Origin of the sequence: Thermococcus sp. ES12, from assembly GCF_012027515.1 — an archaeon.
GTDB lineage: Archaea > Methanobacteriota_B > Thermococci > Thermococcales > Thermococcaceae > Thermococcus > Thermococcus barossii.
The window spans coordinates 375,402-393,619 of record NZ_SNUP01000001.1; the positions used below are offsets into that span (position 1 = coordinate 375,402).

Annotated in this window: 26 protein-coding genes; 13 read left to right on the forward strand and 13 right to left on the reverse strand. The window is 54.8% G+C overall.

The features are described from left to right. The first annotated feature begins 28 nt into the window (after positions 1-28). Positions 29-1,264, forward strand: coding sequence for a 2,3-bisphosphoglycerate-independent phosphoglycerate mutase (locus tag E3E37_RS02020; protein WP_167715281.1), 1,236 nt, complete (start codon positions 29-31; stop codon positions 1,262-1,264). Here E3E37_RS02020 and E3E37_RS02025 read toward each other — a convergent pair. Then, complete coding sequence (locus tag E3E37_RS02025) at positions 1,261-1,554, reverse strand: hypothetical protein (RefSeq protein ID WP_371731663.1); 294 nt, start codon at positions 1,552-1,554, stop codon at positions 1,261-1,263. The genes E3E37_RS02020 and E3E37_RS02025 overlap by 4 nt on opposite strands. A 104-nt stretch (positions 1,555-1,658) precedes the next feature. On the opposite strand from E3E37_RS02025, the gene E3E37_RS02030 reads away from it, so the two are divergent. From E3E37_RS02030 to E3E37_RS02050, 5 genes are all read left to right on the forward strand, one after another. After that, positions 1,659-2,474: a DUF2202 domain-containing protein gene (locus E3E37_RS02030; RefSeq protein WP_167714558.1), complete on the forward strand. Its 816-nt coding sequence runs from the start codon at positions 1,659-1,661 to the stop codon at positions 2,472-2,474. A 79-nt stretch (positions 2,475-2,553) separates the two neighbouring features. Beyond that, positions 2,554-3,177, forward strand: a complete 624-nt coding sequence (locus E3E37_RS02035) for a DUF4405 domain-containing protein (protein WP_167714559.1) — start codon at positions 2,554-2,556, stop codon at positions 3,175-3,177. Next, the gene (locus E3E37_RS02040) at positions 3,174-3,872 is read left to right on the forward strand and encodes a DUF2202 domain-containing protein (RefSeq protein ID WP_167714560.1); all 699 of its coding nucleotides are present in this window, start codon (positions 3,174-3,176) and stop codon (positions 3,870-3,872) included. The genes E3E37_RS02035 and E3E37_RS02040 overlap by 4 nt, the downstream gene beginning before the upstream one ends. A gap of 103 nt (positions 3,873-3,975) precedes the next feature. After that, positions 3,976-4,803, forward strand: a complete 828-nt coding sequence (locus E3E37_RS02045; RefSeq protein WP_167714561.1) for an aldo/keto reductase — start codon at positions 3,976-3,978, stop codon at positions 4,801-4,803. After that, positions 4,803-6,659 carry an aldehyde ferredoxin oxidoreductase family protein gene (locus tag E3E37_RS02050; RefSeq protein WP_167714562.1) on the forward strand — a complete coding sequence of 619 codons (1,857 nt, stop codon included), beginning with the start codon at positions 4,803-4,805 and terminating at the stop codon, positions 6,657-6,659. The genes E3E37_RS02045 and E3E37_RS02050 overlap by 1 nt, the downstream gene beginning before the upstream one ends. Positions 6,660-6,674: 15 nt before the next feature. Here the strand turns inward: E3E37_RS02050 and E3E37_RS02055 are convergent, their stop codons facing one another. The 12 genes from E3E37_RS02055 to E3E37_RS02115 all read right to left on the reverse strand — a co-directional run bounded on the left by E3E37_RS02055 (position 6,675) and on the right by E3E37_RS02115 (position 14,229). After that, positions 6,675-7,454: a hypothetical protein gene (locus tag E3E37_RS02055; protein WP_371731664.1), complete on the reverse strand. Its 780-nt coding sequence runs from the start codon at positions 7,452-7,454 to the stop codon at positions 6,675-6,677. 355 nt (positions 7,455-7,809) lie between these two features. Continuing rightward, entirely contained in the window at positions 7,810-8,289 is a 480-nt protein-coding gene (locus E3E37_RS02060) for a hypothetical protein (protein ID WP_167714564.1), read from the reverse strand. A gap of 49 nt (positions 8,290-8,338) precedes the next feature. Continuing rightward, the gene (locus tag E3E37_RS02065; RefSeq protein WP_167715284.1) at positions 8,339-9,064 is read right to left on the reverse strand and encodes a tRNA-binding protein; all 726 of its coding nucleotides are present in this window, start codon (positions 9,062-9,064) and stop codon (positions 8,339-8,341) included. Between the two features lie 1,092 nt (positions 9,065-10,156). Continuing rightward, positions 10,157-10,483, reverse strand: coding sequence for a hypothetical protein (locus E3E37_RS02075; RefSeq protein WP_167714565.1), 327 nt, complete (start codon positions 10,481-10,483; stop codon positions 10,157-10,159). Next, a complete protein-coding gene (locus tag E3E37_RS02080; RefSeq protein ID WP_167714566.1) occupies positions 10,483-11,466 on the reverse strand; it encodes a bifunctional oligoribonuclease/PAP phosphatase NrnA in 984 nt (327 codons plus the stop codon). Before E3E37_RS02080 ends, E3E37_RS02075 begins: the two co-directional genes overlap by 1 nt. After that, entirely contained in the window at positions 11,444-11,776 is a 333-nt protein-coding gene (locus tag E3E37_RS02085; protein WP_167714567.1) for a DUF3194 domain-containing protein, read from the reverse strand. The genes E3E37_RS02080 and E3E37_RS02085 overlap by 23 nt, the downstream gene beginning before the upstream one ends. Positions 11,777-11,806: 30 nt before the next feature. Further along, a complete protein-coding gene (locus E3E37_RS02090; RefSeq protein WP_167714568.1) occupies positions 11,807-12,157 on the reverse strand; it encodes a prefoldin subunit beta in 351 nt (116 codons plus the stop codon). Positions 12,158-12,241: 84 nt separating this feature from the next. Next, on the reverse strand, positions 12,242-12,799 hold the full coding sequence (locus E3E37_RS02095) for a type I restriction endonuclease (protein ID WP_240921913.1): 558 nt from the start codon (positions 12,797-12,799) through the stop codon (positions 12,242-12,244). 70 nt (positions 12,800-12,869) lie between these two features. Continuing rightward, positions 12,870-13,127 carry a KEOPS complex subunit Pcc1 gene (gene pcc1 / locus E3E37_RS02100; protein WP_240921885.1) on the reverse strand — a complete coding sequence of 86 codons (258 nt, stop codon included), beginning with the start codon at positions 13,125-13,127 and terminating at the stop codon, positions 12,870-12,872. Next, the gene (locus E3E37_RS02105; protein WP_167715286.1) at positions 13,091-13,732 is read right to left on the reverse strand and encodes a ribosomal biogenesis protein; all 642 of its coding nucleotides are present in this window, start codon (positions 13,730-13,732) and stop codon (positions 13,091-13,093) included. Before E3E37_RS02105 ends, pcc1 begins: the two co-directional genes overlap by 37 nt. Positions 13,733-13,784: 52 nt before the next feature. Continuing rightward, positions 13,785-13,934 (reverse strand): DNA-directed RNA polymerase subunit P, encoded by a 150-nt coding sequence (locus E3E37_RS02110; RefSeq protein ID WP_014788082.1) that lies wholly within the window; start codon positions 13,932-13,934, stop codon positions 13,785-13,787. Positions 13,935-13,968: 34 nt separating this feature from the next. Continuing rightward, positions 13,969-14,229, reverse strand: coding sequence for a 50S ribosomal protein L37ae (locus E3E37_RS02115; protein WP_014012168.1), 261 nt, complete (start codon positions 14,227-14,229; stop codon positions 13,969-13,971). An 848-nt stretch (positions 14,230-15,077) separates the two neighbouring features. Here E3E37_RS02115 and E3E37_RS02120 point away from each other — a divergent pair. From E3E37_RS02120 to E3E37_RS02150, 7 genes are all read left to right on the forward strand, one after another. Then, positions 15,078-15,389: a hypothetical protein gene (locus E3E37_RS02120; RefSeq protein ID WP_088864403.1), complete on the forward strand. Its 312-nt coding sequence runs from the start codon at positions 15,078-15,080 to the stop codon at positions 15,387-15,389. A gap of 53 nt (positions 15,390-15,442) precedes the next feature. Beyond that, positions 15,443-15,943 carry a hypothetical protein gene (locus E3E37_RS02125; RefSeq protein WP_167715288.1) on the forward strand — a complete coding sequence of 167 codons (501 nt, stop codon included), beginning with the start codon at positions 15,443-15,445 and terminating at the stop codon, positions 15,941-15,943. 53 nt (positions 15,944-15,996) lie between these two features. Continuing rightward, positions 15,997-16,248, forward strand: coding sequence for a hypothetical protein (locus E3E37_RS02130; RefSeq protein WP_167715290.1), 252 nt, complete (start codon positions 15,997-15,999; stop codon positions 16,246-16,248). Positions 16,249-16,357: 109 nt separating this feature from the next. Continuing rightward, positions 16,358-16,576: a hypothetical protein gene (locus E3E37_RS02135; protein ID WP_167714571.1), complete on the forward strand. Its 219-nt coding sequence runs from the start codon at positions 16,358-16,360 to the stop codon at positions 16,574-16,576. 7 nt (positions 16,577-16,583) lie between these two features. Further along, on the forward strand, positions 16,584-16,919 hold the full coding sequence (locus E3E37_RS02140) for a helix-turn-helix transcriptional regulator (RefSeq protein WP_240921886.1): 336 nt from the start codon (positions 16,584-16,586) through the stop codon (positions 16,917-16,919). Positions 16,920-16,943: 24 nt separating this feature from the next. After that, the gene (locus E3E37_RS02145) at positions 16,944-17,705 is read left to right on the forward strand and encodes a 7-carboxy-7-deazaguanine synthase QueE (protein ID WP_167714572.1); all 762 of its coding nucleotides are present in this window, start codon (positions 16,944-16,946) and stop codon (positions 17,703-17,705) included. 9 nt (positions 17,706-17,714) lie between these two features. Beyond that, positions 17,715-18,155, forward strand: coding sequence for a hypothetical protein (locus tag E3E37_RS02150; protein WP_167714573.1), 441 nt, complete (start codon positions 17,715-17,717; stop codon positions 18,153-18,155). Positions 18,156-18,218: the final 63 nt, after the last annotated feature.

The following is an 18,218-nucleotide window of genomic DNA, read 5'->3' on the forward strand; positions in this document are numbered from 1 at the left end:
AGGTCGCTACTCACTCCAGGTGATAGGTATGAAGCAGAGGAAAGGACTTCTCATAATCCTCGACGGTCTCGGCGACAGGCCGATAAAGGAGTTCGGGGGAAAAACTCCGCTTGAGTATGCAAACACCCCCAACATGGATGGACTCGCGAGATGGGGGCTTCTCGGCCAGCAGGACCCGATAAAGCCCGGCCAGCCGGCCGGAAGCGATACGGCCCATCTCAGCATCTTCGGCTACGACCCGTACAAAGTCTACCGCGGCAGGGGCTTCCTTGAGGCCCTCGGTGTTGGTCTCGACCTCGACGAGGACGACCTGGCCTTCCGCGTGAACTTCGCAACCATAGAGAACGGAGTCATCACTGACAGGAGGGCCGGCAGGATAAGTACCGAGGAGGCCCACGAGCTTGCGAAGGCCATCCAGGAAAACGTTAAGCTTTCCGTTGATTTCATATTCGTTGGGGCGACGGGACACAGGGCCGTTCTGGTTCTCAAGGGCATGGCTTCCGGTTATCGCGTCGGCGAGAACGACCCCCACGAGGCCGGAAAGCCACCCCATGAGTTCACGTGGGAGGACGAGGCGAGCAAGAAGGTCGCCGAGATTCTCAACGACTTCGTGAGACAGGCCCACGAGGTTCTTGAGAGGCACCCCGTCAACGAGAAGCGCAGGAAGGAGGGCAAGCCAGTGGCTAACTACCTCCTCGTCCGCGGTGCCGGAACCTATCCGGACATACCGATGAAGTTCACCGAGCAGTGGAAGGTCAAGGCGGCGGCCGTTGTGGCGGTTTCCCTCGTCAAGGGTGTTGCAAGGGCGATAGGGTTCGACATATACACACCGGAGGGGGCGACCGGAGAGTACAACACCGACGAGATGGCGAAGGCGAGGAAAGTCGTCGAGCTGCTCAAAGAGTACGACTTCGTGTTCCTCCACTTCAAGCCGACCGATGCAGCGGGCCACGACAACAATCCAAGGCTGAAGGCCGAGATGATAGAGAAGGCCGACAGGATGATAGGCTACATAGTCGAGCACGTAGACCTTGAAAACGTCGTGATAGCGATAACTGGCGACCACAGCACTCCATGCGAGGCGATGAACCACAGCGGCGATCCGGTTCCGGTCCTCATCGCGGGCGGCGGTGTGAGGCCCGACTACACCGAGAGCTTTGGTGAACGAGAATGCATGCGCGGCGGCCTCGGAAGGATAAAGGGCCACGATATAGTGCCCATCATGATGGACCTGATGAACAGGAGCGAGAAGTTCGGGGCTTAAGCACTCGCCCTTGTTCCCCTTTTTGCCATCATATATAGGGCCATCGGTATCAACGCCAGGGTGAAGGCCCATATCATCGCGGCATATATCGTTGAGCTGATTCTACCCTCCCTAACGAGGATCGAGAAAAGTCCGAGCGTTATCAGGTAGGCGCCCATTCCCGCCGTGAAAAGCATCGAAAGCCTGCCAGCATTCTTCTTCCCCTTGGCCCGGAGGTTGAGGGCGATGTAGAGAGCGCCGAGGGCCATGGCGAGATACGAGGCGATTTGCCATGTCTCCACCTCACCCACCGGTTTAGTGTATGCTCATCGGCTTAAAAGGATTTCAGCCGAAAGCTTTATAAAGTCGGTGTGCATATGTAATATTAAACTTACACATGGAGGAGGATGAGACCATGAGAAAGATGTGGTTTGGAATTGGGCTGATCGCCCTGTTGATAGGAATGAGCCTGGGGGCAGTCTCGGCGTGGCGCGGACAGCCGGAGCCAAACCCCTACGCCCAGCTGGGAGCCGTTCAGGAGGCACCAATGCTCAACGGCACGCTCACGGACTACTACGCCGACCTGAGCCAGGAGGAGATAGACGGCCTGCTCTACATGGTCGAGGAGGAGAAGCTCGCAAGGGACGTTTACCTGACACTCTATGAACAGTGGGGACTTCCAGTCTTCAGCAACATAGCCAAAAGCGAGCAGACCCACATGGACTCGGTACTCGGCCTGATAGAGAAGTACAACCTCACCGCTCCCGATACTCTGGACCAGGTGGGCGTCTTCACCAACCCGGAGCTCCAGGAGCTCTACAACCAGCTGGTTGAGATGGGAAGCCAGAGCGAGGTTGATGCACTCAATGTTGGTGCGCTCATAGAGGAAACCGACATCAAGGACCTTGAGGACTGGATGGTCCAGACCGACAACGAGGACATAAAGCAGGTCTACAGCAACCTCATGGCCGGCAGTGAGAACCACCTCAGGGCCTTCGTGAGCCAGCTTGAGGGCATGGGCGTTGACTACATGGCCCAGGTGCTTCCCCAGGAGCAGGTTGACGAGATACTTGTCTCAACCCCGGGCCACAGAATGATGGGACACGGAAGCATGAACGCCATGAACGGCCAGAGTGCCCAGCCCGGGTTCTGGGACTCGGTGGAGAACGCCTTCAGGCACGCCTGGGGCTGGATGAACAGGTTCGCCCACGGGCTCGGGATGCCCCTTTGAACTTTCTTCCCTTTTCTTGATTCGGGGTGATTGTCATGGATTGGAGCTGCAGGTTTAAGTGCCCACCGGAGGTGAGAGGATGAGAGCCTCGGCCCTCGTCAGGGGTGTCATCGACCTCCTGCTGACGCTCGTGTTCGCTGTTGTGCTGGTGACCGGAATAGGGCTGTACATCGCACCCAGCGGCAGAATCGCGGAGAGCATCGGCTGGACCTTCATGGGCATGGACAAGGACACCCTCACCGACGTCCACACCTACTTCGGCTTCGTGATGGCTGGCCTGGTGTCGATACACCTGGCGATAGGCCTGAAGAGCATGTGGGTGATGCTGAAATCTGCCTTCAGGGGCTCGAGGCTCAAGGTGGCTGCTTCCTTCATCGTCCCGCTGCTCCTGATCGCGGCTGGCTACCAGGCGTTCTCGGCCTACACGGTGGAAGAGGAGCACATCACGACCTCGTACGAGGAATATACGGACTCAGGGGTCTACATCACGGGGACCATGATGAAGTACTACACCGTCGAGCAGCTCGCCCAGGAGTTCAACGTTCCAACCTCCGGACTGCTGGAAAAGCTGAGGGAGAAGGGCATAGACGCGGGTCCGGACGATACGCTGGCGGAGATTGAGTACAAGTACGGCCTTGAGCGGGAGGAGTTCAAGGCGATGCTCGAGGAGATAATAACCGAGCTGAGGGGTGAGGATGGATGAAGAGGACCGGTGTTGTTATCGTTGGTCTGTTACTGCTCGCGGTACTGGGCGCAGGCTGCGTAACGAGTGACTCGACGGCAGGAACTACGACCCTCTCGCAGGGGGAAGGCCCTCCCGAGGACAGGGGTTACGGCGGGCCCCCTGACGGGGGTTACTCCGACGTCCCCAACGTCTCGGCGATGCCCTACCAGGAGCTGAGTCAGGACGAAATTGACGTTATACTCTACATGCGCGAGGAGGAGAAGCTCGCGCGCGACGTCTACCTCGTGCTCTACAACGAGACCGGACTCCCCGTGTTCCAGAACATAGCGAGGAGTGAGCAAACCCACATGGACATGGTGCTGAGCCTCATCGAGAAGTACAACCTGAGCGACCCCGTTGATGGTATGACCGTCGGGGAGTTCAACAGCACCGAGATGCAGGAGCTCTACGAGGAGCTGGTCTCGAAGGGGAGCGAAAGCGAGCTCGAGGCCCTCAAAGTCGGGGCGCTGATAGAGGAGATAGACATCAAGGATCTCAAGGAGTGGCTCAAGAGAACCGACAACGAGGACGTGAAGGCGGTCTTCGAGAGCCTAATGGCGGGCAGCGAGAACCACCTGAGGGCGTTCACAAGGCTGATGGAGAACAGGTACGACGTGACGTACTCTCCCCAGGTTCTGAGCCTGGAGGAGTACATTAACATAGTGGGCCGCTGAGGCTGGGGATACTATCCCTTTCCACACTTTTGTACCTTCCATTTTAGCGTTCAGACCGAAACCTTAAAAGAGATTAAACGCTTCTATTTTATTAGGTGATAGCGTGAGCGCTTTTAGGGACTTGAAGGTTGTCGGCGGGGATAAGGTAACCGCCATCGGTCTGGGGACGTGGGGCATAGGCGGCTACGAGAGCCCAGACTACTCCAGAGACGATGAGAGCGTCGAGGTTCTGAGGCACGGCCTTGAGCTCGGAATCAACCTCATCGACACGGCCGAGTTCTACGGGGCAGGCCATTCCGAGGAGCTCGTCGGGAGGGCAATCAGGGGCTTCGACAGGGAGGAGCTCTTCATAGTCAGCAAGGTCTGGCCGAGCCACTTCGGTCACAGTCAAGCCAAAAGGGCAGCTAAAGCCAGCGCAAAGAGGCTCGGCACCTACATTGACCTCTACCTCCTCCACTGGCCCGGCGATAGCTGGAGGAAGATAGAGGAGACGCTCCAGGCGCTGGAGGAGCTGGTCGATAAGGGGCTGATAAGGTACATCGGTGTGAGCAACTTCGACCTTGAGTTACTCAGACGCTCCCAAGAGGCGATGAGGAGGTACGAGATAGTCGCCAACGAGGTGAAGTACTCCCTAAAAGACCGCTGGCCCGAGACGAGCGGCCTGCTCGACTACATGAAGCGGGAGAAGATTGCACTCATAGCTTACACGCCCCTTGAAAAGGGCTCCCTCGCAAGGAACCCCTGCCTGGCGGAGATAGGGAGGAAGTACGGTAAAACGGCTTCTCAGGTTGCGCTCAACTACCTCATCTGGGAGGAGAACGTTATCGCGATTCCCAAGGCGGGGAGGAAGGAGCACGTCGAGGAAAACGCCGGGGCGATGGGCTGGAGGCTGAGTAAGGAAGACAGGGAGAAAGCTAGGGGGTGTGTCTGATGTTTGCCTACAACAACAAAATAGCGCGGGTAAATCTGACAACTGGAAAGGTTACCTACGAGAAGCTACCCGACGAGGTCATAAGGAAGTTCATCGGCGGGAAGGGCCTCGGCTACTACCTGATCTACCGCGAGGTTCCGCCGGGGACCGACCCGCTGAGCGAGGCGAACAAGTTCATCTTCGCCCCCGGTGGATTGACCGGCCTGATTCCGGGTTCGAGCAAGGTCATAGCGGTGAGCAAGAGCCCCGAAACGCGCCTGATAAGCGACTCCAGCGGCGGGGACGCCTTCGGGCCCAAGCTCAAGGGCCACTTCGATGCGCTGATCATAGAGGGAAAGGCCGAGGAGCCGGTTTACCTCTACGTGAGCGATGGCGAAGTCGAAATCAGGGACGCGAAGCATCTCTGGGGGAAAGGGAACTACGAGGTTGCCGGGGAGCTGTGGAAAGAATATCCTAAGGCGAGCATAGCCTCAATCGGGCCAGCCGGTGAAAAGCTGAGCAGGATAGCCAACGTCATCTACGACACGGAGAGGGCCAGCGGCAGGGGCGGCCTCGGTGCAGTCCTCGGGAGCAAGAAGGTCAAAGCCGTTGTCGTCGAGCCGGGTGAAAAACCCGGGGTTGCGGAGCCGGAGGAGTTCCAGAGGCTCTGGCGGGAGTTCTACGACCACTTCGCCACCGACCCCAAGTACGAACACAGCAGGAACTACGGCACGAGCGATGGGTTAAGGAGCTCAGCTTCCCTCGGCATGAGCCCGGCCTACAACTTCTCAAGGCCCCACATACCTGACGAGCTGGCGAGCAAGCTGGCCGGAGACGAGGTGAAGAAGTACGAGGTTGAGCCGGAGTGGTTCGTCCACGGCAAGAGCTGTCCGATAAAGTGCGCCCGCTACGTCGAGGTGGAATACAGGGGGAGAAAAATCCGCGTCAAGCCCGAGTACGAGAGCATAGCCATGCTCGGCGCTGCCACAGGGGTCTTCAACTTTCCGGCCGTTGCGTACTTTAACTGGCTGGTGAACGACCTCGGGCTGGACAGCATAGCTACCGGCAACACAATCGGCTGGCTCTTCGAGATGGTAGAGCGCGGTCTCGTCGGGAAGAAGGAGATAGGCTTCCCCGTTAAAGGCTGGGGCGACGAGGAGGCCGAGGAGAGGCTCATAAGGCTGATGGCCGAGAGACGAGGCTTTGGAGTAATCCTTGCCGATGGTGTAAAGCGCGCCTGCGAGCGCCTGGGTAGAGGCTGTGAACTGGCTGTCCACGTCAAGGGCATGGAGGCCCCCGCCTGGGACCCGCGCGGAAGGAGAACCTACGCTTTAAGCTACGCCACAGCAGACGTTGGAGCGAGCCACCTCCGTGGCTGGCCGAGGCCCCACCAGCTCCCCAACCAGGGGCCTGCGAAGGAGCTGGTGCCCTCGCTCATCGAGGCGAGGGACGAGAGCTACATCACCGACATGCTCGGAACCTGCAAGTTCGTGTCATACAGGATGGAAGACCTGGCCAGTTTCTACTCCCTCGCGACGGGCGAGGAATGGACAGTGGAGGAGCTTAGAAAAAGGGCCTGGGCGGTTGAGAGCATCGCGCGCATACACGACGCCCTCGACTGGGTCACGCCGCCGCTCGACGATGTAATTCCACTGCGCTGGTGGGAGTCGGAGCCGGACGGGCCGGCGGAGGGCAACAAAGCTTTCATTGACCACAACGACTTCCTTGAGGCCAGGAGGGAGTTCTACAGGCTCAGGGGCTGGCACGAGGAGCTTGGCGTTCCCCTGCCCGAGACGATGGAGGAGCTCGGCTACGGGGAGTTCAGGGGAGATGCGGAGAGGGCGCTGGAGGTTGTAAAGAGGAGAATGGGGCTTTGACGCCCCCCAATCCTTTTAATCTTTAACCATCTCAAGAACAGTCTTCTCATCTGGGATCGTGGCGTAGTGATAAGTCTCAGCCGGCATTACTCGGGTTTCTTCTCCCACCCGGTAGATGATGAGCGGCCTGATTACATACAGGTCGCCCAGCTCTGTTGTGTTCGCGATGGTTACCGTGATATTGACTGTCTTTCCCGCGGGAATCTCCCTGGGTTCAAAATTGGAAATCTGGAGGCCAGGGATATCAAACGTCACGTTTAATATCTCAACGGACTCATTGAATGGATTTAAGAGGCTATACATGAGGGTTGGAACCGATGGTTCTGGGCCAACGGAACTACCTATGTAGGATTTTATCTTCAGGCTTTTTCCTTCCATGGGCTCCAAGATGTTGAACTCGACCCTTCCCAACGGCACTCGCTTGGTGAAGTTGTCCTGCTGGATTTCCAGATATGCATTCCTCATGACACAGCGGCCGGGCTTCTTGAGGGTTAGCCGAACGCTTACAACCATCTCCTTTATCCCTGAGTCAGCGTACCCATCATCTCCGGTGAGACTCACTCCACCCGCGTCGAGACAGGGAGGAAGCCCTCCAACTCCAATTGTGGCACTGAAATCTGTGTCTCCAACCTTTATCCAGTAAACGTTCAGGCTGATGGTTTCGTTCAAGTATCCAGCGACGTAGCCGGTGATGTTGGATATGAAGAGCTCTCCCCTCGGGAGTTCCTGGGATTCGTGAGCGTTTGTGGTGTAGTAGTATATAAATAACACAGCCAAAAGCGTCACAACTATCACAATGACGGCATTTTTACCCCTCATTGTACACTACCATCCCTTTGAAACAAGAGCGTTTCCATCGTAAGGCATATACGGTAGCAGTCTCCCCTGCATAAGGCTTGGCCTCGATGTCAATCCTCAACAGTCTGAAAAGGACTGCCAACAGAGGATTCCATTGCATATATTTGCCCCCAGCGAGTTCCCATGACAAATTTGAACATTTTGCTATATAAATTTTTTCCTTTTGATATAAATAAATTTTCTTTCTTTTTTGGTGTGAATTTATTCAAAATAGTTTCACGATGGAAGCGAACCAAAAGAAAGGAGAGCAATTGTGGAAGTGTGAGGGTGCCAACGCCACCTTGAGCCCCCCTCACCCAACCCGAACAATCGCCGGAACAACGCGCGTTCCATTGACATCTCTTGCGGTCCAGTTTTCGTTATAGGCGCTTTTCACGACTGAATTACAGTCAGAGACTTTCCCGCCGTGCTCCATAAAGAAGTGAATATAGCTCTCCCTCACGCTTTCGTTCGCCAGAATCAGTCTCACGCTTCCGTTTTCTAAATCAACGGATACCAAATAAGTTTCGTTCGAGCGGTTTACCAGACCTTCCGCCTTCACCACCGTGCAGTTTGGACATTCGCCTCTTACCCAGAGGGTGGTGTATAGTGGAACAATCTCCACGTGGGTTCCATACTCTTCCTCCAGCAGTCCCTGAATCTGAAAGTACGCGGAGAGAATCGGAGAAACCCTCTCCGGTTCGGAGTCTCCTTTCGAATGAAGTGCCCAGGGGAGGGATAGCGCCATCACCAGTACGAGCATGGACGAGATGAATTTTCTCACATTTACCACGTTACTATCCCAAGCCAAAAAGTTAAAAATTTTTTGATTGCGTAAAAAATCACCCCTTCAAAAACGCCTCCACGAGGTTCCTCGTCTCGTTGAAGGCCTCCAGCGGGACACCCTTCGGCAGTCCGCCGACTTCTCCCTTCACGTCCTTGAGAACTCCCTCTCCCGCTCCCAGAAACATGCCCTCACTCACTATTCCGCGGAAGTTGGCCGGTGGAAGCAACGCTACCGCCACGCGGTTGCCCTCCTTGACGGTCAGGTCGTTCGTAACAACGGTAATGGCTCTGTCTCCGATGTTCACGTTGGTGACGAGAAGCCTGTCAGCGTTCGGGTGCTTGCCGACGCTCATGACCTCACCTACCTTGATGTCCACCGCTATGACCGGGTCGTTTATCTTCCCGAGGGCGAGGCGCTTGTCAAGGCCGAGGATGGTGTTCAGGAAGAAGCGGACCTTTGCAACCTGCTCCTCGACCTTCTCGCGCTCGCTTTTATCGGCTAGGCTGATGAACTTGTGGTGCCAGTCCTCCCCGCCAAGGGCCTCGATTATACCGCTGGCCTTCTCCTTCAGTGCCTTCATCTGCGGTGTTTCAATCAGCTCCTTCGGCCCCACGTAGCTGTACCTCATCGCCTGTATCTCCGGAATCATCTCCTTCGCCAGCTGAATCGCTCCCTTCTTGTTCCACTTCCCCTTGAACTTCGCGTGCTCCACTGTCTTCAGGAACAGTTCCACCGCCTTCTCCGCCACCAGTAAGCGGTAATCCTTGCTCGTGTCCCACATAGCTCTCACCATCCAGTGCCTCTAAAACGCGGTTCTTAACGCTTTCGTCCCTTATTCCCTCGGCTATCGAGCGTGCCCTGGCTTTGTCGCCCCAGCGGGCGTACGCCAAAGCCACCTCACCGAGAAGTTCCGACGCGATTTTATCGTCCTTGATAACGCCTGCCAGAATCAGCGGCTCCTCTAAGAAGCCTATGCGCAGGAAGCGCCTTGCTATTCCCCCCAGCTCCCTGTCGGTCGGCCTGAACTTTCCGACGAAGACTATCTCCAGGGCATCGTCAAAGACCCTCCTACCGAGCCTGGGCTGCTCATGCAGGTAGAGCCAGTAGGCCAGCTCAAGCATGGTTATGGCCCTCCCCTCCAGAGGGAGGAAGCGCATCATAGAGATGGCCAGTTCGACTTCTCCCCTTTCAAGGAGCTCCTCCACCGCTGCCTTGCCCCTCTTGAGAACGTCTTTGATGAGGTCCATTTTGTCTTCTATGTATCTCGCCTGAAGTTTGAAGAATATGGAGGCGTAAACGTCCCTGGCCAGTTCGTAGAACTCCAGTGCAATCTCGTTGGGTATCTCGTCGGCGCTTTTCTCAATTAGCCGGGCGACCTTTATGAGCGATGACGTTGCCGCCGATGACAGTCCCCGAGAAGCCTGAAGCAGCTCAACGGCCTCCCTGAACAGCTTCAGTCCGTCCTTGTAACGGTCGGAAAGGACGAGGTTCCTAGCTATTCCCGCCAGAACCTCTCCACGGACCCTCGGCGAGTCTATGTCCCTCGCCAGCACTACGGCGTTTTCAAAGTATGCCTCCGCATCCCTGTCCCGGTCGAGTGTGTACAGGGCCCTGCCAAGGATGGAGTAAGCCAAAGCCTTCTCAGGTGTTCCGGCTACCGATTCAAGCGTCTCCAGCATGTGGCTCAAAACTTCGTCCCGCGGAAAGGCCGTCAGGACTTCGGTCAGGGCTATCAGGCGTTTTATCTCATCCTCAATATCCAGCGCGTTCCTCAATGCGTTCTTATAGTCTCCCTTTGATAGGTAAAGCTCCACGGCCTCCACGAGAACCACCAGCCGGTGAAAATAGAGGACGAAAGTAAAAAAGGCTATCGCTAACCCTTGACCTTTCTGTCCCAGTTCTCAAGCATCGTGTCGAGCGCCAGAAGGCTGTTGAGCCTTAGGCGAACCTTCCGGTTTTCCCAGTCTATAGAGCCCTTGAACTCGTTGAGGAGCTCGAACACCTTCTCCGCTTCTCTCGCCGGCAGATTTTTCCCGTAGAACTCCTCGCCACAGTGGGGGCACCTGAAGACAAAGGACTCGAAGGTCGCCATGAACCGTTCACGGTCCTTGAAAAGTCCCTCGGCGTCCTCAAGGACGAGCATCTGCTCGATCAGCTCCCCCCAGTCAAGGGCCGTTCCGCAGAGCGGGCACTTCGCCATCAGTCCACCTCCCTCAAAAACCTCTCTATCTCCTTCAGGATTAATTTGATTCCTTCATCAAGGTTCCCCTTTCCGTTCGCCCCGGCGGCACCGGCGTGCCCCCCGCCCGAGCCATCTATGACCGGCCCGACCTTTTCCATGATTTTACCGAGATGGAGGCCCTTCTTGACGAGGCTCTCTTTTGCCCTCGCGGAAATCCTCACTCCCTTCTTCTCGCTCCCCACAACCGCTATATCGGCCCCGAGCTGGAGGAAGATCTTGCAGGCGAGCGACTCGTAGGCGGAGACCTTCGAGACGGCTATGACGTACCTTCTGAACTTCCTTATCTCCATTCTCTGGCAGGCCTTTAGGATCGCCATGCGCTTTGCCTGGTCGATGTTCTCGTCGCTGACAGGGGCTACAAGCTGGAAAATCTCACTCATCTGAACCGGGAAGCGCTCCAGCATCTCGCTTACCGCTTTGAACGTCTTTGCGTTGGCGAAGCGGAAGTTGGCGGTGTCGGTGACTATTCCTGCCAGGAGGGCTTTAACGGCCCTCTCGTCGTAGAAGCCCAAGTATTTGAACAGCTCCCAGACTATCTCGGCAGTTGATGTGCGTGATGAATCAACGACAGCTATGTCAGCTCTAATCGGTCTCTCCTTCTCGATGTGATGGTCAATGAGAACGACGAACTTCCCGCGAGGAATTTCAATAGGTTCGAGCTGTTCGAGGGAGGCGGTGTCGAAGATTACAACCACATCTTCTTTAACCGCCGGGTCTTTTTCAACGGGAACGGGAGAGAACGCTAAAAGCCGCTTGGCGTAGGAGGAGACGCTCTGGGCGACGCCTATTCTAATCCTCTCGATCCCGATTGATTTGAGGTAGAGGGCGAAGGCTATCGCCGAGCCGAGGGAGTCGGGGTCGGCGTTGTGGTGGCAGAGAAGCAGGAAGGACCTGTTTCCTGAGCGCTCAAGGAAGCGTTTAAGCTTCAGTTTTCCCTTCATTGGCAATCTCCCTCAGCTTCCTCTCAACTGCCTCGTAGGCCCTCTCGACGGCCTCCTCTATCAGCCCATCGACGTCCACCCTGACGAAAACCGGAACCTCCAGGTAAACCTCTATCTCAAGGTCGAGGGTCTCGTCGCGGTTTAGCCTCATCGTCACCTCAATGTCCTTCACGTCGCTCCGGTTGAGGGTGTCGAAGACGTGCTTTATCACAGTTTCCTGGGCGATCTCGCCTATCTCCATCAGCTGCTCCTCGCTCAGCTCCGGCAGACCGATGTGGATAACCCTCCTTCCGCTGCTTCCCTCGTCCATCTCTCTCACCCCGAAGGAAAAGAGAAGAGGTCAGCCCGCGGTGGGTCTGAGGGCGGACTGTATCTGGGCGGTAAGTTCCTTGAGCTTCTCGTTGAGCTTCTTCTCCTGCCTCTCGAGGGCGTTGAGCCTGACCTCCAGCGTCTCGACCTTCTCCTTCAGCTCCTCGACGGCTTTGGCCTTTTCGGTCTTGACGATGAGCGTTCCGACGGTCTTGTATATGGTAGTTCCATCATCGACCTTCTCGATTTCTTCGAGGGCCTTCTTTGCCTCGGTGAGCTCGAGCTGGACCTTCTGCTTCTGCTGAATGACGAGCTGGAGCTGCTGCTGGTAGCTCTCAAGCTGACCGAGCATGGCCTGAACCTGGGGCGGAATGTTCTGCATTAACAACACCTCCGTAATCGTGATGCCGGGTTAGAATAAGGGGCTGGCTTTAAATAGTTTCGGATTGGAGAAAACAGAAAAACTTTAAAATTCATAATAAAATCCATATACGGGCTCTTCGCCCAGGTGATATCCAAACCTTCTGTAATACAAACGAATATTGCGACGAGTAAAAGCCAATAATTCATTCGCAGCCTCTTCTAAGCGTGTAGTTCTGAGATCCACCATCGTAAGCACTCTCTCCTCTGGCCTTGTCCAAAGTTTAAATGCCTCCATCAAAACCCATTGAACTCCGTTTGTTAGAATACCTAATGCCACACCCTCTCCGAAACAATATCCCATTAACTGGCGTGCATAAGTTGGAGATACCTTTCCCCTCCGTATAACGGAATTCCTAGCGCTTTTTGCTTCTAAAAACGCCACTGGCACACCATCAACAAGAAGAACAAAATCCGGGCGTTTTTTCTGGCGAGTTTTTATTTCAGGATAAACCTCCGCAGGATCATTAACCCTCCATCCTAACTTCTCCAACAATGGAAGAATCAAATGTTGTTTGGTAGCTTCCTCATTGGAAATTCTAGAAGAGAGTTGCCTAACTCGCTCTATTTCCTCTAAAAATGGATCGTGAAATCCCCAGCCCATCAACGGTACCACCTCTAGGACAATTGTTGACTCAAGTGTTAAAAAATCTTGTCCTATGTTACCAGTAGTTTCATAACTCCAGGGAGTCCATGGCAACCTTAATCCATCTCAGATAAGAGTTCAGCGTTCCGCGCAGGGCGGAGTTGTCCCTGGCGAGAAAGCGGATTACTATCCTGTTCCCCTCGCGGAGGAACTCTATCCTGCTTCTCCTGTAGGGCACGCTCTCGTGCTCGTAGAGGACGCTCTCATAGACGACCCTGGCGACCTCTTCATCTGGAAAGGACAGCTCTATCACTCCTTCGATGGGCCAGTTTTCCTCTTCAGCCATGACGCCTCCTTGTAGTCCCATCTCCGCCCGTCCTCCATTATCCATATCTTGACGCTTATGAGCGGGCCGACGGCCTTCTCCCTGCTGACGTCCAGGCGGTAGAAGTTCACCGCCATCCCTCGCGGATGCCTCTCGATGACGCTCAGGACGTCGGTGTTGTACCTGTCGGCTATGCCGAGGAGCGAGCGCTCCTTCCTCGGGACGAACACTCCGCCGGTGAGTTCTGCAAAAACCTGGGCAAAGGCAACGTGGTCGAGACCGACGCGCTTGGCTGTGGTCACCACGAGGGGCATCTCCTCCCGTATCGGCCTTACGTCCCTGAAACCGATCTCGCGCTGGAGCTTTATGCCGTGGAGGTAGAGGTAGCCGAGGTAGCCCCAGTCCTCGGGATCGACCTTGATGAAGGTCATCTTGAGCGGGTTGCCCTTCCAGACGTTGATTATCAGGAGCCGCCCGTAGTTCCTGTCGTAGGCCTCCATGAGCAAGTCTTGGATAGTCTTCTTCCCCCTCGTCAGGTAGAGGGAGTTGGGGAACACCTTCTCCAGGTCATGCCCGAAGCTCCTCGTCCTTCTGGTGGGTCTATGGGAAGTCGTTATCAGCATCATGGCCCTCACTCAAAATTCGTTTAAGCGATAAAAGGTTTTCCAAACGAAAGAATCAGATCGCCTTTACGCGCCTGGCCACCCTCGGCCTGGGCTTGTAGAGTATCTTGCTGCCGCAGTAGGGGCAGCGAACTTCCCTAGTGTTTTCGAGGTCGAGCTCGACCTCCCTTCCGCACTTCGCGCAGCGGTAAACGGCCATCACCATGTTTATCACCCTAAAACCAGGTAAAGGAAAGGAATCAGGCCTTGGAGGCCGTGACACGCTTGGCAACCTTTCCCGCCGGAGTGGTCGGCAGGTAGGCGCCGCCGGCGAAGGTAGCGCCGCACTTCTGGCACTGCCATATGCCAGTGCTTATCCTCCTGACAGCCTTCCTTCCGCAGACCGGGCAGACGTGCTTCTGCTTCATCTTGGCCTCAACGGCCGCGACCCTTCTTCTAATCTTGAGACCGTACCTGGGACCGTATCTTCCGGCTGAACCAACCTTAGTAGTCCTTCCCATGAGCATCACCCCTAATTATCAACCGATTTTCACGACTGGAGAGTGTTTCCGGAGACGTTTTATAAACCTTTGCCTGGAAACTTTGCGGAGCAAAGTTTCATCAAAATGTGTGATTCCTCTTTGAGGCTCCTTTAAAAAGGAATTTCAGCACCCAATTTAGCCCTTAGAAAGAGGATTTACGGTACCGAGCTTTTCCCACACGGGCTCCATTTAAACCGCGCTCCTATGGAGCGCTAAAAACGTGAACCCCTCCAAAAAGCGCTTCTCTAAGAGAATCCACGTCTCAAAAAATAACTCCCGGAGAAATCCCCCAAGATACGCCCTTCCAAAAGGAATCATGAATCTTGATCAAACTCAACGGGACTATCGTCCCGTGCGTTGAAGCAGAGCTTCAACGTTGCGCAGGAGAACAAGCTTTAGGAAAGCTTGACCAAAGGAGTGCCCTTCTTACCAACAGACAAAAAAATCAATCGTGCACTCACGGATTAGCGTTAGATGGGGATTCCTACGGATGCCGTTTGTGTAGTGAAACCCTCATAAGAGAGCAATTTAGGGGTAAACCCCTTAAAATGAACATCTTCAAAAAAGCACACATAATTTTCAGCCATCCATCAAGGACCTTTAAACGATAATGAGAACGGCGCTGAAACTTTGCTGGGCAAAGTTTCGTCAAACTTCGTCTGCGCGAAGTTTGTAAGGGGGGGCCTTTGGGAGTGTCGGCCCCCTGGGGGTCCCGACGTCATCGCAACCCAATACTCGTCGGGCACTGTATTGTAGTCCTAGGTAATAAAAGACTTTTTCGGCCTAAAGCTAATAAACGTTGATGGGAACTGAACCGTGGTGATAAAATGAATCGCCTGTGGGGTTCGGTGCTTCCTCTGGTTTACGTCTTTCTATTCGCTGGCCTCATGAGACAGTACGAAGTGCAGTTCACCCCTGTTGTTTACTGGGCCTTCATTGGAGGAATAGTGTTCTCCTCTGCCCTTGGCATATACCTTGACGGAAGAATTCCCGGAAGGAGCGTCCTTGTTTTCGGACTGTTCACACTTATCTGGCTTATCCTCGGCCTGAAATACCGGCCCGAGGGCAATTCATACGTTTTCGCCGGCATTCTCATAACATTCGTCCTGTCAATCGTTATGCAGAAAATTGGCAAGTAAAAGAACGCCAAAGCCTTATAACCCCCTTCTCAACTCAAAGTTGGGTGCAGACCATGGCGGGAACGATAAGCAAGATAATACACTTCCGCGATGAGGAGGAGTTCCTTGATGATATGACCGAGATAATGGAGCGCTTCTCCTATCTGGCGAGCAAATACGGTCACAATCCAGTTGAAGGTATTCTCCTGTGGGACTATATCGGCATTCAGGACGAAGAAGGCGTGAAGATTTTCCGGGTGGGCGAGTTCCCATACTTCGAGGGGACGTTAAAACTTGACCTGGAAACGCTCCGCGTTATGGAGCGCTACTTCGACGAGATGGAAAGCAAATGGGACGAGCTCCGCGTGGAGGACATTGCCTACTTCGTGGAGATGCTGAACGAAGCCCTGGGCAGGGAAATCGTCTACTACGACGCCTACGACCTCGGCCTCGACAGAAACACAGCCTACGTAATCATTAACATAGCAAACCTCCACTACCTAGAGAGCGTTCTCGACGGGAGGGACAGGGAGGTGTTCGAAGAAGCCGTTGAACTGCTGATGAAGTATATTTAATTGCAGAATTATGGAATAACACACTTATGCAATTGAAGTGTGAGGTGATGGCGGTGCTCTTCAAGAAGAGGGGGACCTTCACAGAGGAAGACGCCAGAAAGGTCATCGAGATTGTAAGCGAAATTCCCAACGAGAGAGAAATAATCATCATGGCCGAGAAAGTCACAGACGAGGCGAAGAGAAGATTGTGGGACTATGCGAGGGGAGTGCAGTTAATGGCAGACATGACCGGAGAGGATAGAAGTGTAAAGGTTGAGATTCTTGAAGGATACGTGAGCGAGAAGGTTAAGGGCATCGAACTGTGAATCCCGTTTTCATTACCCTCTCCATGGAAATGTTTATATAGTAGGTAAACAATTATTTATCCTATATAATCAGTGTTGACTGAATAAAAATTGAAAGGGGGAATGAAAGATGCCCGCTCCCATGCCTCCAGGAACAGAATTTCTGGGCTGGCTCCTGCTCTTAGCCGCTGTAGGAGGGATAGTTTTCCTCATAATTCGCTGTTCCAGCCCTTCGGGAACCGCAACATCTGCGAACCCCAGAAGGGAGGATTCCATGTCCGCTCTCCTGGAGGAGATAAAGCTCCTCAGGGAGGAAATACGGGAACTCCGGGAGGAACTCAAGGAGTGATGTACTGATGCATGAGGAGGTTGATGGGAACATCAAGAGACTCTCCGAGACATTCAAAGCCCTTTCAAGCCCCACCCGGCTCAGGATACTGGTGCTATGCGCGGGAAGAGAGAAAACCAGCAGGGAGCTTAGGGAGATGCTGGGGATATCGAAGCCCCTGCTGATATCCCATCTCAGAAAACTCCTGAACGCGGGACTCCTTGAATACCGGGTTGAACTGGACGAAAAGCGAATGATAGTGCGAAAGTACTACCGGACGAGGGCAGATGTTCCGTGCATTGAGGAAATCCTGAGGAGTGCCAAGGACCAATCTAATGTGAATGGCCGAGAGCCAAATCCTTAAAACTGACTCGGTGTAGTGTCAGGTATGAAGCTGATAATGGCCGAGGTCTTCAACAGCTGGCAGGGTGAAGGCGGAAGCGTTCCCGGGAGTGCCTTCGGCAGGAGGCAGATTTTCGTAAGGTTCGCCGGCTGCGACCTTAACTGCCTCTGGTGCGACTCCCGGGAGTACATCAACGCCTCCCGCGTTTTCCGCTGGCGCTCCGAGGTTGAACCCTTCACCGGGAAGTTCGAGTACAGGCCGAACCCTGCTCGGCTGGATGAGGTCGTTGAAGCGATACTCCGCCTTGATACCGGCGATATACACTCGATAAGCTACACCGGCGGCGAGCCGACGCTCCAGATAAGGCCGCTCAAAGCCCTTATGGGGAAGATGAAAAGTCTCGGCTTCGACAACTTTCTGGAGACACACGGCGGTCTGCCGGAGCTGGTCAAGGAGGTTGCCAACCTCACAGATTACGCGAGCGTCGACATAAAGGACGAGACTGCTAAGGCAACTGAAGACTGGCGCTCATTGGTTCTCCGTGAGGTAGAGAGCGTAAGGATTCTGAAGGAGGCCGGGGTCAAAGTTTATGCCAAGCTCGTCGTTACTTCCGAGACAAGGCCCGAGAACGTCCGCTGGTACGCGGAGCTCTTAAAAGGCCTGGCTCCCCTCGTAATCCAGCCGAGGGAGCCAATAGAGATAAGTCAGGAAAAACTGATGAACCTTTATCGCGAGGCGGCCCTGGTTATGGGGAGAAAGAACGTCGGGCTGAGCTTTCAGGTTCACAAGTACCTCAACGTCCTCTGAGGTGGGAGCGTGAGGGGCGAGGTACTCATCGTGCTCTCCTTCTTCCTCGTGGCCCTCTCGGCGTATTTCCAGAATTCGGGCGGCGGATTATCCCTCGCGCTTCTCCTGGCGGCGTTCTTCGTGCTCCTCGCGGGGATTCGAGAGCTTAACCGTTCAATGCCGTCGAAGCGCACTGGGGACGCCCATCTGATCCTCGGCGTTCTCCTGCCTGTCCTGTTGTTCCTGAACTATGGAAACCCGCTCTACCTCCTGGCCGGGGCTTTCCTGATACCGGCCTTCTTCTGGACGTCGGAGAAAGCGGTTTTGCTGCTCGTTCCTGCGGGCCTGCTGATGGGCTGGCTGGCACTGGGGGAGAACTCTTTCGTTGCAAGGTTCGTCGGTGCCTTCCTGCTCGCCGTATCCATCGTGGTCGGAACCGCCTCCCTGTACTTCTGGCTCAGGTACAGGTGAGTTTTTAAGCTCCCGCCGAAACGGTCTATGGCGATGATGACATTGGCCTTTGGGTTGAACGAT

Coding starts and splice junctions, on each gene's coding strand:
- E3E37_RS02125 (WP_167715288.1), top strand. CDS start 15,443: ATGGCGGGAACGATAAGCAAGATAATACACTTCCGCGATGAGGAGGAG.
- E3E37_RS02110 (WP_014788082.1), bottom strand. CDS start 13,934: ATGGTGATGGCCGTTTACCGCTGCGCGAAGTGCGGAAGGGAGGTCGAG.
- E3E37_RS02065 (WP_167715284.1), bottom strand. CDS start 9,064: ATGTGGGACACGAGCAAGGATTACCGCTTACTGGTGGCGGAGAAGGCG.
- E3E37_RS02135 (WP_167714571.1), top strand. CDS start 16,358: ATGCCCGCTCCCATGCCTCCAGGAACAGAATTTCTGGGCTGGCTCCTG.
- E3E37_RS02035 (WP_167714559.1), top strand. CDS start 2,554: ATGAGAGCCTCGGCCCTCGTCAGGGGTGTCATCGACCTCCTGCTGACG.
- E3E37_RS02080 (WP_167714566.1), bottom strand. CDS start 11,466: ATGAAGGGAAAACTGAAGCTTAAACGCTTCCTTGAGCGCTCAGGAAAC.
- pcc1 (WP_240921885.1), bottom strand. CDS start 13,127: ATGGCTGAAGAGGAAAACTGGCCCATCGAAGGAGTGATAGAGCTGTCC.
- E3E37_RS02050 (WP_167714562.1), top strand. CDS start 4,803: ATGTTTGCCTACAACAACAAAATAGCGCGGGTAAATCTGACAACTGGA.
- E3E37_RS02140 (WP_240921886.1), top strand. CDS start 16,584: ATGCATGAGGAGGTTGATGGGAACATCAAGAGACTCTCCGAGACATTC.
- E3E37_RS02075 (WP_167714565.1), bottom strand. CDS start 10,483: ATGGCGAAGTGCCCGCTCTGCGGAACGGCCCTTGACTGGGGGGAGCTG.
- E3E37_RS02090 (WP_167714568.1), bottom strand. CDS start 12,157: ATGCAGAACATTCCGCCCCAGGTTCAGGCCATGCTCGGTCAGCTTGAG.
- E3E37_RS02115 (WP_014012168.1), bottom strand. CDS start 14,229: ATGGGAAGGACTACTAAGGTTGGTTCAGCCGGAAGATACGGTCCCAGG.
- E3E37_RS02120 (WP_088864403.1), top strand. CDS start 15,078: ATGAATCGCCTGTGGGGTTCGGTGCTTCCTCTGGTTTACGTCTTTCTA.
- E3E37_RS02145 (WP_167714572.1), top strand. CDS start 16,944: ATGAAGCTGATAATGGCCGAGGTCTTCAACAGCTGGCAGGGTGAAGGC.
- E3E37_RS02020 (WP_167715281.1), top strand. CDS start 29: ATGAAGCAGAGGAAAGGACTTCTCATAATCCTCGACGGTCTCGGCGAC.
- E3E37_RS02095 (WP_240921913.1), bottom strand. CDS start 12,799: ATGGGCTGGGGATTTCACGATCCATTTTTAGAGGAAATAGAGCGAGTT.
- E3E37_RS02085 (WP_167714567.1), bottom strand. CDS start 11,776: ATGGACGAGGGAAGCAGCGGAAGGAGGGTTATCCACATCGGTCTGCCG.
- E3E37_RS02105 (WP_167715286.1), bottom strand. CDS start 13,732: ATGATGCTGATAACGACTTCCCATAGACCCACCAGAAGGACGAGGAGC.
- E3E37_RS02040 (WP_167714560.1), top strand. CDS start 3,174: ATGAAGAGGACCGGTGTTGTTATCGTTGGTCTGTTACTGCTCGCGGTA.
- E3E37_RS02030 (WP_167714558.1), top strand. CDS start 1,659: ATGAGAAAGATGTGGTTTGGAATTGGGCTGATCGCCCTGTTGATAGGA.